9 protein-coding genes are annotated in these 13,637 nt (G+C 70.3%); 5 read left to right on the forward strand and 4 right to left on the reverse strand.

Features of this window, described 5'->3' with window-relative positions; genetic code table 11:
* Positions 1-102: 102 nt before the first annotated feature.
* Positions 103-726 carry a hypothetical protein gene (locus tag V6V89_RS22660; RefSeq protein WP_334621243.1) on the reverse strand — a complete coding sequence of 208 codons (624 nt, stop codon included), beginning with the start codon at positions 724-726 and terminating at the stop codon, positions 103-105.
* 69 nt (positions 727-795) lie between these two features.
* Here V6V89_RS22660 and V6V89_RS22665 point away from each other — a divergent pair, with 69 nt between their 5' ends.
* Genes V6V89_RS22665 through V6V89_RS22675 form a run of 3 tightly spaced genes read left to right on the forward strand, consistent with a single transcriptional unit; the run spans position 796 to position 5,103 of the window.
* Entirely contained in the window at positions 796-3,423 is a 2,628-nt protein-coding gene (locus tag V6V89_RS22665) for a valine--tRNA ligase (protein WP_334621244.1), read from the forward strand.
* The gene (locus tag V6V89_RS22670; RefSeq protein ID WP_334621245.1) at positions 3,420-4,754 is read left to right on the forward strand and encodes a bifunctional folylpolyglutamate synthase/dihydrofolate synthase; all 1,335 of its coding nucleotides are present in this window, start codon (positions 3,420-3,422) and stop codon (positions 4,752-4,754) included. The genes V6V89_RS22665 and V6V89_RS22670 overlap by 4 nt, the downstream gene beginning before the upstream one ends.
* Before the next feature lie 10 nt (positions 4,755-4,764).
* Positions 4,765-5,103 (forward strand): DUF4233 domain-containing protein, encoded by a 339-nt coding sequence (locus V6V89_RS22675; protein WP_334621246.1) that lies wholly within the window; start codon positions 4,765-4,767, stop codon positions 5,101-5,103.
* On the opposite strand, the gene V6V89_RS22680 is transcribed toward V6V89_RS22675, so the two are convergent.
* On the reverse strand, positions 5,100-6,329 hold the full coding sequence (locus V6V89_RS22680; RefSeq protein WP_334621248.1) for a VOC family protein: 1,230 nt from the start codon (positions 6,327-6,329) through the stop codon (positions 5,100-5,102). The two genes, V6V89_RS22675 and V6V89_RS22680, sit on opposite strands and share 4 nt — an antisense overlap.
* Positions 6,330-6,405: 76 nt before the next feature.
* On the opposite strand from V6V89_RS22680, the gene ndk reads away from it, so the two are divergent.
* Together ndk and ileS are read left to right on the forward strand one after the other, a co-directional pair.
* A complete protein-coding gene (gene ndk / locus V6V89_RS22685) occupies positions 6,406-6,831 on the forward strand; it encodes a nucleoside-diphosphate kinase (RefSeq protein WP_334621249.1) in 426 nt (141 codons plus the stop codon).
* Between the two features lie 1,088 nt (positions 6,832-7,919).
* The gene (ileS, locus tag V6V89_RS22690) at positions 7,920-11,027 is read left to right on the forward strand and encodes an isoleucine--tRNA ligase (protein ID WP_334621250.1); all 3,108 of its coding nucleotides are present in this window, start codon (positions 7,920-7,922) and stop codon (positions 11,025-11,027) included.
* On the opposite strand, the gene V6V89_RS22695 is transcribed toward ileS, so the two are convergent.
* Together V6V89_RS22695 and V6V89_RS22700 are read right to left on the reverse strand one after the other, a co-directional pair.
* The gene (locus V6V89_RS22695; RefSeq protein WP_334621251.1) at positions 11,024-12,472 is read right to left on the reverse strand and encodes a cryptochrome/photolyase family protein; all 1,449 of its coding nucleotides are present in this window, start codon (positions 12,470-12,472) and stop codon (positions 11,024-11,026) included. The two genes, ileS and V6V89_RS22695, sit on opposite strands and share 4 nt — an antisense overlap.
* 56 nt (positions 12,473-12,528) lie before the next feature.
* On the reverse strand, positions 12,529-13,620 hold the full coding sequence (locus tag V6V89_RS22700) for a hypothetical protein (RefSeq protein ID WP_334621253.1): 1,092 nt from the start codon (positions 13,618-13,620) through the stop codon (positions 12,529-12,531).
* Between the last annotated feature and the right edge of the window lie 17 nt (positions 13,621-13,637).

Consider the following 13,637-nt stretch of genomic DNA (forward strand, 5'->3'; position numbering starts at 1 on the left):
CCAGCGCCGATGGTACTGCACTCGGGAGGGTGTGGGAGAGTAGGACACCGCCGGACATCTTTCACGTTGAGGCCACCCCTTCAGGGGTGGCCTCAACGCGTTTCAGCGCTTCAGGATGCCGTCGCGAATGTCGCGCAGCAGCGTGGCCGAGTCGTCGACCGAGCGACCGGGGAACATCGCGATGGCGACGCTGCCGTGGTCGGCCCAGCCGCACACCGGCATGTCACCTTCCGGCGACGCGCTGGTGCCGCACTTCATCACGCCGCCCAGGTCGCCGGCTTCGACGGCCTTGACCCCGTTCACCTTTCCGGTGTCGTCGGAGAGCAGCTCGAAGAGGCTGTCGAGGTCTCGCTCGGGCGAGAGCAACAGCGTCGTACCCCCGAAGATGAGCACGCTGCGATCGGCCGCGGCCGGATCGGCGTACACGGCTCCCATGCTCTCGTCCAGGTCGATCTGGGCGCCTATGGCGGTACGCAGATAGTCGGCTGTGGAAGCGGCGCGTTCGCTGCGGTCGAGCCGCAGCCCCGCGACCTCGTCAGGGGTCATAAGTTTGGCGTCTTTTTGCTGGAGGATCCGCCATCCAGCGATGCCCGCGACGGCCCCGCCGGCGACGGCCACGGCGAGCAATGAGCCAAGGACGATGTTTCTAGTCCGCTTGCTCTTTGGCGCCGCCGCTTCCTCTGGTGACGAGGCTGGCGGTGTGACGTCGATAGGCTCGGGATGCATAGCGGCCACCGTACCGAAACGGAGGGTGGTGCACGCCACGCGGCACGGGCCACTCCGTAGACTCTCAGGGTGACCGAGACACCGCAGACCCGCACCGATGCACCGACGTTGTCCGCCCAATATCAGCCGGGCGAGGTAGAGCGGCGGCGGTACGAGGGCTGGGTATCGGCGGGTCACTTCCGGGCCGACGCGAGCAGCGACCGGCCCCCGTTCTCGATCGTCATTCCCCCGCCCAACGTGACCGGTTCTCTGCACGTCGGCCACGCACTGGACCACACGATCCAGGACACGCTGGTGCGCCGGCGGCGGATGCAGGGATACGAGGCGTTGTGGCTTCCGGGCATGGACCACGCCGGCATCGCCACGCAAAACGTGGTCGAGCGGCAGCTCGCCGCCGAGGGCCTGTCGCGGCACGACCTGGGCCGGGAGAAGTTCGTCGAGCGGGTCTGGCAGTGGAAGGCCGAGTCCGGTGGCGCGATCCTAGGGCAGATGCGCCGGCTCGGCGACTCCGTCGACTGGGACCGCGAGCGCTTCACCATGGACGATGGCCTGTCGCGGGCCGTCCAGACCATCTTCAAGCGGCTGTACGACGGCGGCCTGATCTACCGGGCCGAGCGGATCATCAACTGGTGCCCGCGCTGCCTCACCGCACTCTCCGACATCGAGGTCGACCACACCGAAGACGACGGCGAGCTCGTGTCGATCCGATACAGCGACGACGTGGTCGTGGCGACCACCCGCGCCGAGACGATGCTCGGCGACACCGCGGTGGCCGTAAGCCCCGACGACGAGCGCTGCAAGCATCTGATCGGCACCGAGGTCGAGCTGCCGCTGACGGGCCGGCGCATCCCGATCGTCGCTGACGAGCACGTCGACCCGAGCTTCGGCACCGGCATGGTCAAGGTAACTCCGGCGCACGACCCCAACGACTTCGAGATCGGCCAGCGGCACGGCCTGCCGAGCCTCACGATCATGGACGAGCGTGGCGTGATCACCGCGCACGGTCCGTTCCAGGGGCTCGACCGGTTCGAGGCGCGCCCGGCGATCGTGGCCGCGCTGCGGGCGCAGGGCCTGATCGTCGCGGAGAAGCGCCCATACGTGCACGCGGTCGGGCATTGCTCGCGCTGCAAGACAACGGTGGAGCCGCGGCTGTCGCTCCAGTGGTTCGTCAACACGGGCCCGCTGGCCAAGGCCGCCGGCGACGCGGTGCGCGACGGCCGCACCCGCATCGAGCCGCCTGAGCTGGCCAAGCGCTACTTCGGCTGGGTCGACAACATGCACGACTGGTGCATCTCGCGCCAGCTGTGGTGGGGCCACCGCATCCCGGTCTGGTACGGGCCGGATGGCGAGGTGGTCTGCGTCGGTCCCGACGAGCAGCCGCCGAGCGGTGACGGCTGGCGCCAGGACGAAGACGTGCTCGACACCTGGTTCTCCAGCGCGCTGTGGCCGTTCTCGACGCTGGGCTGGCCCGACGCCACGCCCGACCTGGCGAAGTTCTATCCGACGTCGGTCCTGGTCACCGGTTACGACATCCTGTTCTTCTGGGTCGCCCGGATGATGATGTTCGGCCTGTACGCCATGAAAGAGCAACCTGACAGCCATGCTGTGCCTTTCAGGGTGGTGGCGTTGCACGGCATCGTGCGCGACCAGCACGGCAAGAAGATGTCGAAGTCCTTCGGCAACGTCGTCGACCCGCTCGACTGGATCGACCGGTTCGGCGCCGACGCCACCCGGTTCACCCTGGCCCGGGGCGCCAACCCCGGCTCCGACGTGGCGGTCAGCGAAGAGTGGGTGCAGGGTTCGCGCAACTTCTGCAACAAGCTGTGGAACGCCACCCGCTTCGCGCTGATGAACGGCGCGCATACCGAGGGCGAGCTGCCGGCGACGCTGTCCACCGTCGACAAGTGGATCCTCTCGCGCCTCCAGCACGTGGTGACCGAGGTCGACCAGCAGCTCGAAGGCTTCGAGATCGCCAAGGCGTGCGACACCCTTTACCACTTCGCCTGGGACGACGTCTGCGACTGGTACGTCGAGCTGGTCAAGCCGGTGCTGGCCGCGGGCGGCGAGGCGGGTGACGCCAGCCGCCGCGTCCTGGGCCACGTGCTCGACCAACTGCTGCGGCTGCTGCACCCGGTGATGCCGTTCGTGACCGACGAGCTGTGGACGGCGCTGACCCCGGGCCAGACCGTGGTGACCGCCGCGTGGCCGGTGACCGACTCCGCGCTGGTCGACGACGCGGCCGAGGCCGAGCTGGCGACCGTGCAGCGGGTGGTCACCGAGATCCGCCGCTTCCGCTCCGACCAGGGCCTGCGCCCCGGCCAGCGGGTGACCGCGCGGCTGGGCGGGCTCGCCGGTGCCGGCATCGCCGCACACGAGCCACTGATCCGCTCACTGGTCCGGCTCGACGAGCCGGGCGACGGCTTCGCGGCCACCGCGACACTCGCGGTGACCGGCGCGATCGGCGTCGAGCTCGACACCCGCGGCGCGATCGACGTCGCGGCGGAGCGGGCCCGGCTGGAGAAGGATCGCGCCGCCGCGCAGAAGGAAGCCGGCCAGTGCCGGGCCAAACTCGGCAACCCGGCCTTCGTCGACAAGGCGCCCGAGCCGGTGGTCAACAAGATCAAAGACCGACTGGCCGCCGCCGAGGCCGACCTGGCGCGCATCGCCGCGGCTTTGGGGGCGTTGCCAGCCTCATGAGTAGTAGGACTGAGTACGAAGCGGTCGAAGCGGAGCTGTCCCGCCGTGGCTACACGCGCATGGTCTTCGACCTCGACCGCATCACACAGCTGCTCGACCTGCTGGGCAGCCCGCAGCGGGCATACCCGGCCATCCACCTCACCGGCACCAACGGCAAGACCTCGACCGCCCGGATGATCGACTCGCTGCTGCGCGCGCATGGCCTGCACACCGGCCGATACACGAGCCCGCATCTGAACACCGTGCGCGAGCGGATCAGCTTCGACGGCGAGCCGATCACCGAGCGCCGGTTCGTGTCCGCTTACCAGGAGGTGGCCCCGCTGGCCGCGCTCGTCGACGAGCGGGCCGACGAGTCGCTGACCTACTTCGACATGACCACGGCGCTGGCGTTCGCGGCGTTCGCGGACGCCCCGGTCGACGTGGCGATCATCGAGGTGGGCCTCGGCGGTGCGGAAGACTCCACGAACGTGCTCAACGCCGGCGTCTGCGTGATCACGCCGATCGGCCTGGACCACACCGAGTGGCTCGGCGACACGATCGAGGAGATCGCATTCGCGAAGTCCGGCATCATCCACAAGGGCGCCACGGTGATCACCGCCGCCCAGGAGGAAGACGCCGCGCGACCGATTTTGGAGCGCTGCGCCGAGGTCGAGGCCGCCATCGCGCGCGAGGGCAGTGAGTTCGGAGTGGTGCAGCGCGCGGTCGCGGTCGGCGGCCAGGTGCTCAGCATCCAGGGCCTCGGCGGCGTGTACGACGAGATCTTCCTGCCGCTGCACGGCGCGCACCAGGCGCAGAACGCCGCCGTGGCGCTCGCCGCGGTCGAGGCGTTCCTCGGCGCGGGCGCCAACCGCCAGCTCGACCCCGAGGTGGTCCGCGAGGGCTTCGCGGGTGCCAGCTCTCCGGGCCGGCTTGAGCGGGTACGCAACGCGCCGACGATCCTGCTCGACGGCGCGCACAACCCGCACGGCATGGCGGCGACCGTGACCGCGCTGCAGGAGGAGTTCGCGTTCGGTCGGCTGGTGGCAGTCGTGGCGATGCTCGACGACAAAGACGCCGCCGGCGTACTGGAGCTGCTGGAGCCGGTGGCCGACGAGCTCGTCGTCACCCGCAACACCTCGCCGCGGGCGTTGCCGGCCGACCGTCTGGCCGCGATCGCCGAGGAGGTGTTCGGCGAGGAGCGGGTGACCGTCGCCGCCGACCTGCCCGACGCGATCGAGGCCGCCGTCGCCCTGGCGGAGTCCGATGTGGATGGCGAGCTGAGCGGCGTCGGCGTGCTCATCACCGGCTCGATCGTCACCGTCGCCGACGCCCGCAAGCTGCTCAAACGATGAAGTACGCCGCATGAGCTCCGGGCTGCGCAACCCCCAGGCCGCCGCGCGCGGCCTGGGAGCCGGCACGCTGATCATCGAGACGCTCGTCCTGGTACTGGGCATCCAGCCGCTGCGGGTGCTCGGCGGCGACCTGAGCGGCGCGGCGATCGGGGCGATCATCGGGGCGGCCGTCGCCTGCGTGGTGCTCGCCGGGCTGCTCAAGCACCGCTGGGCCTGGGGTGCGGTCGCGGTGCTGCAGGGGCTGCTGATGCTGGGCGGCTTTCTGCACTGGTCACTGGCGGCGCTGGGTCTGGTCTTCGGCCTGGTCTGGCTATACGTCCTCCACGTCCGAAAGACGATTCTCAGCTAATCGGGGGCGGGGCGGTTGCGCCACTGGGTCAGGGCGATGCCGTGGCCGTCGGGGTCGCGGAAGGCCGCGGCCCACAGGTCGAGCTTCGCGCCCCGGTTGACCACCCGCGGGGCGTACGTGAACCGGACGCCCTTCTCCTTGAGCTCCTCGTACATCGCCGTGACGTCGCCGACCTCCAGGTTGACGTGCACCGTGCGCGGGCCGGCCGGCTCGATGTCGGAGATGGACCGCAGCACCAGCCGGGTCTCACCGGACGCCAGCACGGCATTGCCGTCGCCGCTGTCGACCTCGTAGAAGCCGAGCATGTCGCGGTAGAACGCGATCGACCGGTCAAGATCGGTGACCAGCACGGTCACGCCCACCCCGTGGATCGAGCCGGCAGGGCTGGGGTGGGCGCTCGGGTACGGGCTGGCCGCGTCGTCCGGCGGGTCGGCGACCGCGGTGGTGGCGCCGCCGGCATCGCCGCCGTTCTGCTCGTGCGGTGCCGCCTTCGCCCTGCGGGGCAACGGCACCGAGCGTGGCTCGGCGGAGGGTTCGACCAGGGTGCCTTCGAGGACGATCGGGCCACCCGGCATCTGGTGCACGACGACCGGCTCCTCGCGGATGCCGCCGCCCAGGTCGTCAGTGAGGTCGGCGGTGACCGGCTCGGCGCCGTCGAGGTCGGAGAACGGCTCTTCGGGCCGGCGCGACCACGGCGGCTCTTCGTCGGGGAAGAGGTCGTCGCCGAGCAGGTCGGGGTCGTTGAGGCCGGCGTTGCTGGGGTGGCCGAACCCGCTGGCGGCCGCCTCGGCGTGGGTCAACACGTCGTCCCACAGGATGCGGACGTGCCGGATGTCGTCGACCGCCACCATGATCGGCAGGGTCGCGCCGTGGTCGGGCCACTTCGCCACCGGTACCCGGGGATCGCGGACCTTGATCGCGGCGCCCGGCAGGCCGGGGGCGTCGATCACGATCTGGAGCTCGCAGCGGCCGTACGCGGAACTGGCCGGCGGCTCGGACGCGCTGACCACATGTGCCGTGCCGGCGACCCACGCGCGAGCACCGCCGCGGATCGTAGTGACCGCGACCAGGCCGATCGCCAGGATGATCACGGCGACGCCGAGTGCGACGATCGCCCAGCTCTGCATGCCGGCGCCGAAGAGCACGATGAACGCCGCGAAGGTCGCCAGCACGCCCGCGACAATCTTGCGTACCGGCGCTACAGGTCGGCGACGTGCGTCAGCCACAGTGGACCTCCCAGGGGGTTCCCCGCCAGGCTAGGCCGGTCCGGCCACCCATGGGAAGACTCGATAGGCTAGCCGCGTGACCACCAGCACCCCGGTCGAGCGCACGCTCGTCCTCATCAAGCCAGACGCAGTGCGGCGTGGCCTCGTCGGTGAGATCCTTGGCCGCTTCGAGCGCAAGGGGCTGACGATCGAGGCGATGGTCCTGCGCGGCATGGACGCGACGCTCGCCGACCAGCACTACGCAGAGCACGTCGACAAGGGGTTCTACCCGCCGCTGAAGGACTTCATGACCGGTGGGCCGCTGGTCGCGGCGGTGCTCTCCGGCGACCAGGCGATCGAGGTGGTGCGGACCCTGACGGGCGCCACCGACGGGCGGAAGGCTGCGCCGGGCACGATCCGCGGCGACCTGTCGCTGTCGAACCGCGAGAACCTGGTACACGCCTCCGACTCCACCGACAGCGCCAAGCGCGAGATCAGCCTCTGGTTCCCGGACCTCGGCTGACCGGCCGCCGGCCGCGCCGCGCGCCCCTAACCGTCGATCAAGGGCAAACGCACGTGGTTTGATCTCAAATCCGCGTGCATTCGCCCTTGATCGATAAAGATCTCCTTGATCGAGGTCAGGTTCGGGATCTTTTGGGCTGCCGCGGCGCCCGTCGCGGGCCATGCCGCTGCTCCCGCAGCCTCACTCTCCGCGATTCACAGTCAACCCCGGGCGGTGTCCGGTCCGGTCCGGTCTTGGTAGCCGGGTGGCTGAGGATCGGGATGGGGCGTGGGAACGCGCAGGGTGAGGCCGCGGGAGCGACGGCATGGCCCGCGACGTGCGTCGCGGCAGCTCGAAATCCCTGAATCCCGGTTGTGGGCCAATGTGGACGGACGGACCTCGACACCGGAAGCACTAGATCTAGACGCGGAAGCCGAGTGGCGCGTAGCTCGCGGCACGCCGGGGGCGGGCGTCGTGACGGTCCGACCTCAGCGGCCCCTCGCATCCCGCGCTAGTGTCCGGCCAGCCCCTCACCCTGCTCGCCGCGCCCCGCTCACGTCTGCTTGCGCTCCGCGCTGAACTTGCGCTGCTTGGCGACTTGCGGCCGGATCGCCGCGCCGTCCGGGCCCAGCGGGTGCGGCGCGCCGCGTCGTCGATCAAGGAGATCTGCATGGATCAAGGGCGAATGCACGCGGATTTGAGATCAAACTACGTGCGTTTGCCCTTGATCGGCGGCGAGGGTCGGCGCGGCGGCGGTCGAGCGCCAGGTGGGCGACGGCGCGAGACGAGTCACCCAAACGACGGCGGGGGTGGGTGCGGACGTGACGGACGTGGGCTGTGAGCTGCGCCATGCCGCCGCCGGGTTATTGCCGAGCCCGTCATACAGCGGTCGGGTAGTCTTGACGGTCGTAAAGGCGTTGACCCGGCCATCACCGGTGAGCCTCCGGAAGAACGGGCGTGAGCCCTAGTAGAACCGGACGGGTCCGGCCCGTCACAGCCGGCCAACGAGCGGGTGGTTCCCCACCAAGGAGCCGCCAAGCGGGGTGGTACCGCGGGCCATTTGGCTCGTCCTCGCGGACACGAACGAGTGACCTGCGAGGAGACCTACGGTGTACCCGAAGACCGATCCCACGGCCGGGGTGCCGGCGAGCCCGGACCTGCCGGCCGTCGAGCGCCGGGTCCTGGAGTACTGGGCGTCCGACAAGACGTTCGAGGCGTCGGTCGACCAGCGCGACGCCGGCCCTCAAGGCTCGAACGAATACGTCTTCTACGACGGGCCGCCGTTCGCCAACGGGCTGCCGCACTACGGCCATCTGTTCACCGGCTACGTCAAGGACGTGGTGCCGCGGTACCAGACGATGCGGGGACGGCGGGTGGAGCGCCGCTTCGGCTGGGACTGTCACGGCCTGCCGGCCGAGGTAGAGGCCGAGAAGCAGCTTGGCATCTCCACGAAGGCCGAGATCATCGACCTGGGCATGGCCCGGTTCAACGACGTGTGCCGCACATCGGTGCTGACGTACACGCAGGACTGGGAGCGGTACGTCACGCGGCAGGCGCGCTGGGTCGACTTCGCCAACGACTACAAGACGCTCGACCTGGACTACATGGAAAGCGTCATGTGGGCCTTCAAGACCCTGCACGACAAGGGCCTGGTCTACGAGGGCTTCCGGGTGCTCGCGTACTGCTGGCGGTGCGAGACGCCGCTGTCGAACACCGAAACCCGGATGGACGACGTCTATCGCGACCGCCAGGACCCCTCGGTCACCGTCTGGTTCACATTGGACACCGGCGAGAAGCTCGCGGTCTGGACGACTACGCCGTGGACGCTGCCGTCGAACCTCGCGCTCGCCGTCGGTCCCGACATCGAGTACGCCGTACTGGCTGACGCCAGCGGGCAGAAGTACCTCGTCGGGGCGGCGCGCGTGTCCGCGTACCAGAAGGAGCTGGGGGATCTCGCCCACGTCGGCGTCGTCCGCGGCGCAGACCTGGTCGGGCGCCGCTACACGCCGCTGTTCGACTTCCTCGCCGACACTCCCAACGCCTTCCAGGTACTGGGTGCCGACTTCGTGACCACAGAGGACGGCACCGGGGTCGTGCACCTGGCACCCGCATTCGGTGAAGACGACCAGAACGCCTGCAACGCGGCCGGCATCCCGACCGTCGTGACCGTCGACGAGCACACCCGGTTCACGTCGCTGGTGCCGCCGTACCAGGGCGAGCAGGTCTTCGACGTCAACAAGCCGATCATCCGCGAGCTGCGCGACCGGGGCGTCGTGCTGCGCCAGGACACCTACACCCACTCGTACCCGCACTGCTGGCGGTGTGACACGCCGTTGGTCTACAAGGCGGTGTCGTCGTGGTTCGTGGCGGTGACGCGGTTCAAGGACCGGATGGTCGAGTTGAACCAGCAGATCAACTGGACGCCGGGGCACGTCAAGGACGGGTCGTTCGGCAAGTGGCTGGCCAATGCCCGCGACTGGTCGATCAGTCGAAACCGGTTCTGGGGCTCGCCGATCCCGGTGTGGAAGTCGGACAACCCGGAGTACCCGCGGGTCGACGTGTACGGGTCGCTGGAAGAGCTGGAGCGCGACTTCGGGGTGCGGGTGACCGACCTGCACCGGCCCGGCATCGACGAGCTGGTGCGGCCGAACCCCGACGATCCGACCGGTCAGTCGACGATGCGCCGGGTGCCCGAGGTGCTCGACTGCTGGTTCGAGTCGGGCTCGATGCCGTTCGCCCAGGTGCACTACCCGTTCGAAAACCGCGACTGGTTCGAGCACCACTACCCGGGTGACTTCATCGTCGAGTACATCGGACAGACGCGTGGGTGGTTCTACACCATGCACGTGCTGGCGACCGCGCTCTTCGACCGCCCGGCGTTCCGCAACTGCCTCAGCCACGGCATCCTGCTGGGCGAGGATGGCCGCAAGATGTCCAAGAGCCTGCGCAACTACCCCGACGTGTACCACGTCTTCAACTCGCACGGCTCCGACGCGATGCGGTGGATGCTGATGTCGTCGCCGGTCCTGCGCGGCGGCGACATGCCGGTCACCGAGGGCGCGATCCGCGATGCGGTACGCCAGGTGCTGCTTCCGCTGTGGAATGTCTGGTACTTCTTCACGCTCTATGCCAACGCGTCCGGTCACGACGCTCGGCGCCGTTCGGACAGCGACCACCTGCTCGACAGGTACGTGCTGGCGAAGACCGGTGAGCTGGTGTCGACGGTGCGGCGGCAGATGGACGAGTACGACATCTCCGGTGCGTGCGGCTCGGTGCGGTCCTATCTGGACGCGCTCACGAACTGGTATGTGCGGCGGTCGCGCGACCGGTTCTGGAGCGGCGACCGGGACGCCTTCGACACGCTCTACACGGTGCTGGAGACGCTCGCCCGGGTGGTCGCGCCGCTGGCGCCGCTGACTGCGGAGGAGATCTGGCGGGGGCTCACCGGCGAGCGTTCGGTGCACCTGGTCGACTGGCCGTCCGAAAGGGACTTCCCGGCCGACCACGACCTGGTCGCCGCGATGGACGCCGTCCGCGACGTCTGCTCGGCGGCGCTGTCGCTGCGCAAGGCGCGCGGGCTGCGGGTGCGGCTGCCGCTGCCGGCGCTCACCGTGGCCACGCCGGCCGCTGAGTCCCTGCGGCCGTTCGCCGACATGGTCGCCGACGAGGTCAACGTCAAGTCGGTGGTGTTCACTGGCGAGGTGTCGACGTACTGCGAGCAGGTGCTCACGGTGGTGCCGCGAGCGCTCGGCCCGCGAGTCGGCGGCGCGGTGCAGCAGGTGATCCGGGCGGTCAAGGCCGGCGACTGGTCGCTTGTAGACGGCCAGCCAGTCGCCGCCGGGGTGACGCTCCTTCCCGGGGAGTTCGAGCTTCGGTTGGTTGCCGCTGACGCCGACCACTCGGCGCCGCTGCCGGGCGGCGAGGGCGTGGTGGTGCTCGACACGACCGTGACGGCCGAGCTGGCCGCCGAAGGGCTGGCCCGCGACGTCGTACGCGTCGTGCAGCAGGCCCGCCGCGAGGCGCAGCTCGACGTGTCCGACCGGATCGCGGTCACGCTCGACGGGGCGCCGGAGGTGGCGGCGGCCGTCGAGGCGCACCGCGACTTCCTGATGCGCGAGGTGCTGGCCACGTCGCTGGCGCTCGCACCGGTCGAAGGCGGCTTCGCCGGTGAGGTGGGCGACGGGGAGCAGGTGACCGTGGCGGTGGCCACGTCCTAGGGAGGAGTCTCGCCGCGTTCCCGTTCCTGCTCGATCACGTCGGGCAGGTCGGGAATGTGGTCGAGCTGGCGCAGCGCGCGGGTCATCCGGACGTTGCCGTGCAGTCGTTCCCGGGAACGGTCGAGAAACGCCCAGTACCCGGCCGTGAACGGGCACGCGTCCGGACCCCGCCGCTTGGTGAAGTCGTACCGGCAGCCGGCGCAGTAGTCGCTGACCTTGTCCAGGTGTGCTCCGCCGGCCGCGTACGGCTTCGTGGTCATCGTGCCCGGGTCGGCGTATGGGGGCATGCCGACGACGTTGCCGACCATGGCCCACTCGAACCCGTCGACGAACGAGCGGTGGAACCAGTCGACCATGTCGGACGGGCGCCAGCCCCGGTGCAGGGCGTAGTTCGCCAGCACCATCAGCCGCTGCGCGTGGTGCACCCACCCGCGGTCGCGCACCTGCGCCAGCGTGTCGGACAGGCACCGGGCCCGCACCGCGTCGGCGTCGAGCCGAGCGAACCACGGCGGCACGGTTCCCACGCCCCGCGGCCGCCGGCCCGCGGGTGACCCGGCTTCCAGGTACCAGTACAGGTGCCAGATGTAGTCGCGCCAGCCGAGGATGCCGCGCGCGAAGCCCTCGACGCTGGACAGCGGCGCCGTGCCCGCCCGGTACGCCGCCTCGGCGGGCCGCACCGCCTCCAGAGGGTGCAGCAGCCCGAGGTTGAACGATGTGGACAGTCCACTGTGCGACACCCACGGGTCGGTGGCGCGGATCGCCTCTTCGCGGGCGCCGTAGAACGGCAGCCGGTGGGCGATGAAGTGGTCGCGGCGGTCCATCGCCTCGCGCCGGGTCGCGGGAAACAGCCGTGGCCCGTCCCGTCCGACGAATTCGATCCCCTCCGTCTGCCAGCGGTTCAGGTCGTCGCGCACCTCGGCGTCGATGTCGTCTTCGACGGGTGCCGGTGGCGGCGGCAGGTCGGGGCCGCTGCTGCCGGGCGTCACCCGCCAGCGGCCGCCGGTCGGCTCGTCGCCGTCCATGAGCACCCGGTGCCGTTGCCGGGCGTGCCGGTAGAAGTTGTCCAGGCGCATCGTGCCGCGCTGGCCGTCGGCCCAGGACGCGAAGTCCTCGGGGCTGGTGACGAAGCCGCGCGGCGGCAGCATGGCCACGTCCGGCTGGGCGCGTACGAAGTCGCGGGCCCGCCGGGACGTGGGGTGGCAGACGTCGAGCGGCTCACCGAGGCGGCGCAGCGCGTGCCGATACGTCTCGGCCTTCACGTGTACGACCGTGTCACCGAGCTCGGCGGCGCGGTGCCGCAGTGCGGAGAGCACCAAATGGGCCTTCTGCCGGTGGAAGGCGCGGCGCCGGAACACCGCCTTCGACTCGATCAGTAGGACCTGTTGGTGCGGGGCGTCCAGAAAGTGAGGGCCGAGTTGGTCAGCGAAAAGCCACCGCCGCCGCATGTCCAGATTGTGCCCGGAAATGCTCGTCAGGGCCATCGCGTACCACTCCGGGCTGACTACTCCCGGCTGACGATCGCCTCGCGCAGATCTTCGAGCAGGCCCGCGCTGTCGGTCGCCGAGCGGCGGGTGAAGATCGCGGTGGCGAGGCTGCCGTGATCTGCCCAGCCGCACACCGCGACGGTGGCGTTGCCGTCTTTGCCGACGCCGCAGCTCAGGTACTCGCCGCGGGTGCCGGTCTCGACCGTCTCGACGTCGCGGATGCGGTACCGCTCGGTGAGGCGGGTCATCTCGGTCTTGAGATCGCCCTCGGGGGAGAAGCGGAAGCCGGTGGTGCCGAAAACGGTCACCTTCTTGCCGGCCCGGTCGGCGTACACGCCGGCGAACGTGTCTTCCGCGAGCCAGTGCGCCGTCCGCAGCTCGGCCTGCAGCCGGTCGGTGGTGCGCTTGGTGGCGCTGTCTTCGCGCAGCCGCAGGTCGGCCACCTGGACGGGCATGGCGGCGGAGGCCGGGTACTGCTCCCACATCGGCTTGCCGAAGTAGCCGGGGCAGCCGCAGCAGCAGGCGAGCGTGAGCAGGAGTAGCCAGGGCCACTTGCGGCGGCGCCGGCGGAACGCGGGTGGTGGTGGCGGGTAGCCCGGCGGGTACCCGGGCGGCGCCAGCGGTGGAGGCGGTGGTGTTTTGCGCCCCTTGGGAGGCTTTGGCGGTTTCGACACCTTCCGTGCGGGTGCCAAAGCCTGCGGGGCCGGTGCCAAAGCCTGCGGGGGAGGAGCGGGTGGCAGCGCGGGCGGCGCCGCGCGTGGCTGTACCGGCGGTCGCGTCGCCGGCGCCCGATTCGCGGGCGGCGGGGCGGATTCGACCAGCGTGGGCGGGTACACCAGGTCCAGGGCGGTCGACGGGTACGGCTGGTCGAGCGGGTCGGCGTGCGCCCACGGGTCGACCGGCGTCGGAATCTCGTCGTCAGGCACCTGAAGGGTAGGGTCCGGCTGCCCGGCGCCGCCGAGCCAGCGCCGGCGTCTCTTCTCAGCGCGCGGCGGCACGGGGGCCGCGCCGGTCCACTTCACTGGCGCCGTGGGGTGGGCGGGGGTGACCTCTTCGTCCGGCTCATCGGGCGCGGCGGGCCGCGTGTCGTCCGGGTCCGATCCCGGCATGTCCATGACTCCCTTCG

It is taken from the genome of Micromonospora sp. CPCC 206061, from assembly GCF_036906915.1.
Taxonomy (GTDB): domain Bacteria; phylum Actinomycetota; class Actinomycetes; order Mycobacteriales; family Micromonosporaceae; genus Phytohabitans.

What these genes read in the sequence shown, in the direction of transcription:
- V6V89_RS22700 (WP_334621253.1), bottom strand. Translation starts at nt 13,620, where the DNA reads ATGCCGGGATCGGACCCGGACGACACGCGGCCCGCCGCGCCCGATGAG.
- V6V89_RS22660 (WP_334621243.1), bottom strand. Translation starts at nt 726, where the DNA reads ATGCATCCCGAGCCTATCGACGTCACACCGCCAGCCTCGTCACCAGAG.
- V6V89_RS22670 (WP_334621245.1), top strand. Translation starts at nt 3,420, where the DNA reads ATGAGTAGTAGGACTGAGTACGAAGCGGTCGAAGCGGAGCTGTCCCGC.
- V6V89_RS22675 (WP_334621246.1), top strand. Translation starts at nt 4,765, where the DNA reads ATGAGCTCCGGGCTGCGCAACCCCCAGGCCGCCGCGCGCGGCCTGGGA.
- V6V89_RS22695 (WP_334621251.1), bottom strand. Translation starts at nt 12,472, where the DNA reads ATGCGGCGGCGGTGGCTTTTCGCTGACCAACTCGGCCCTCACTTTCTG.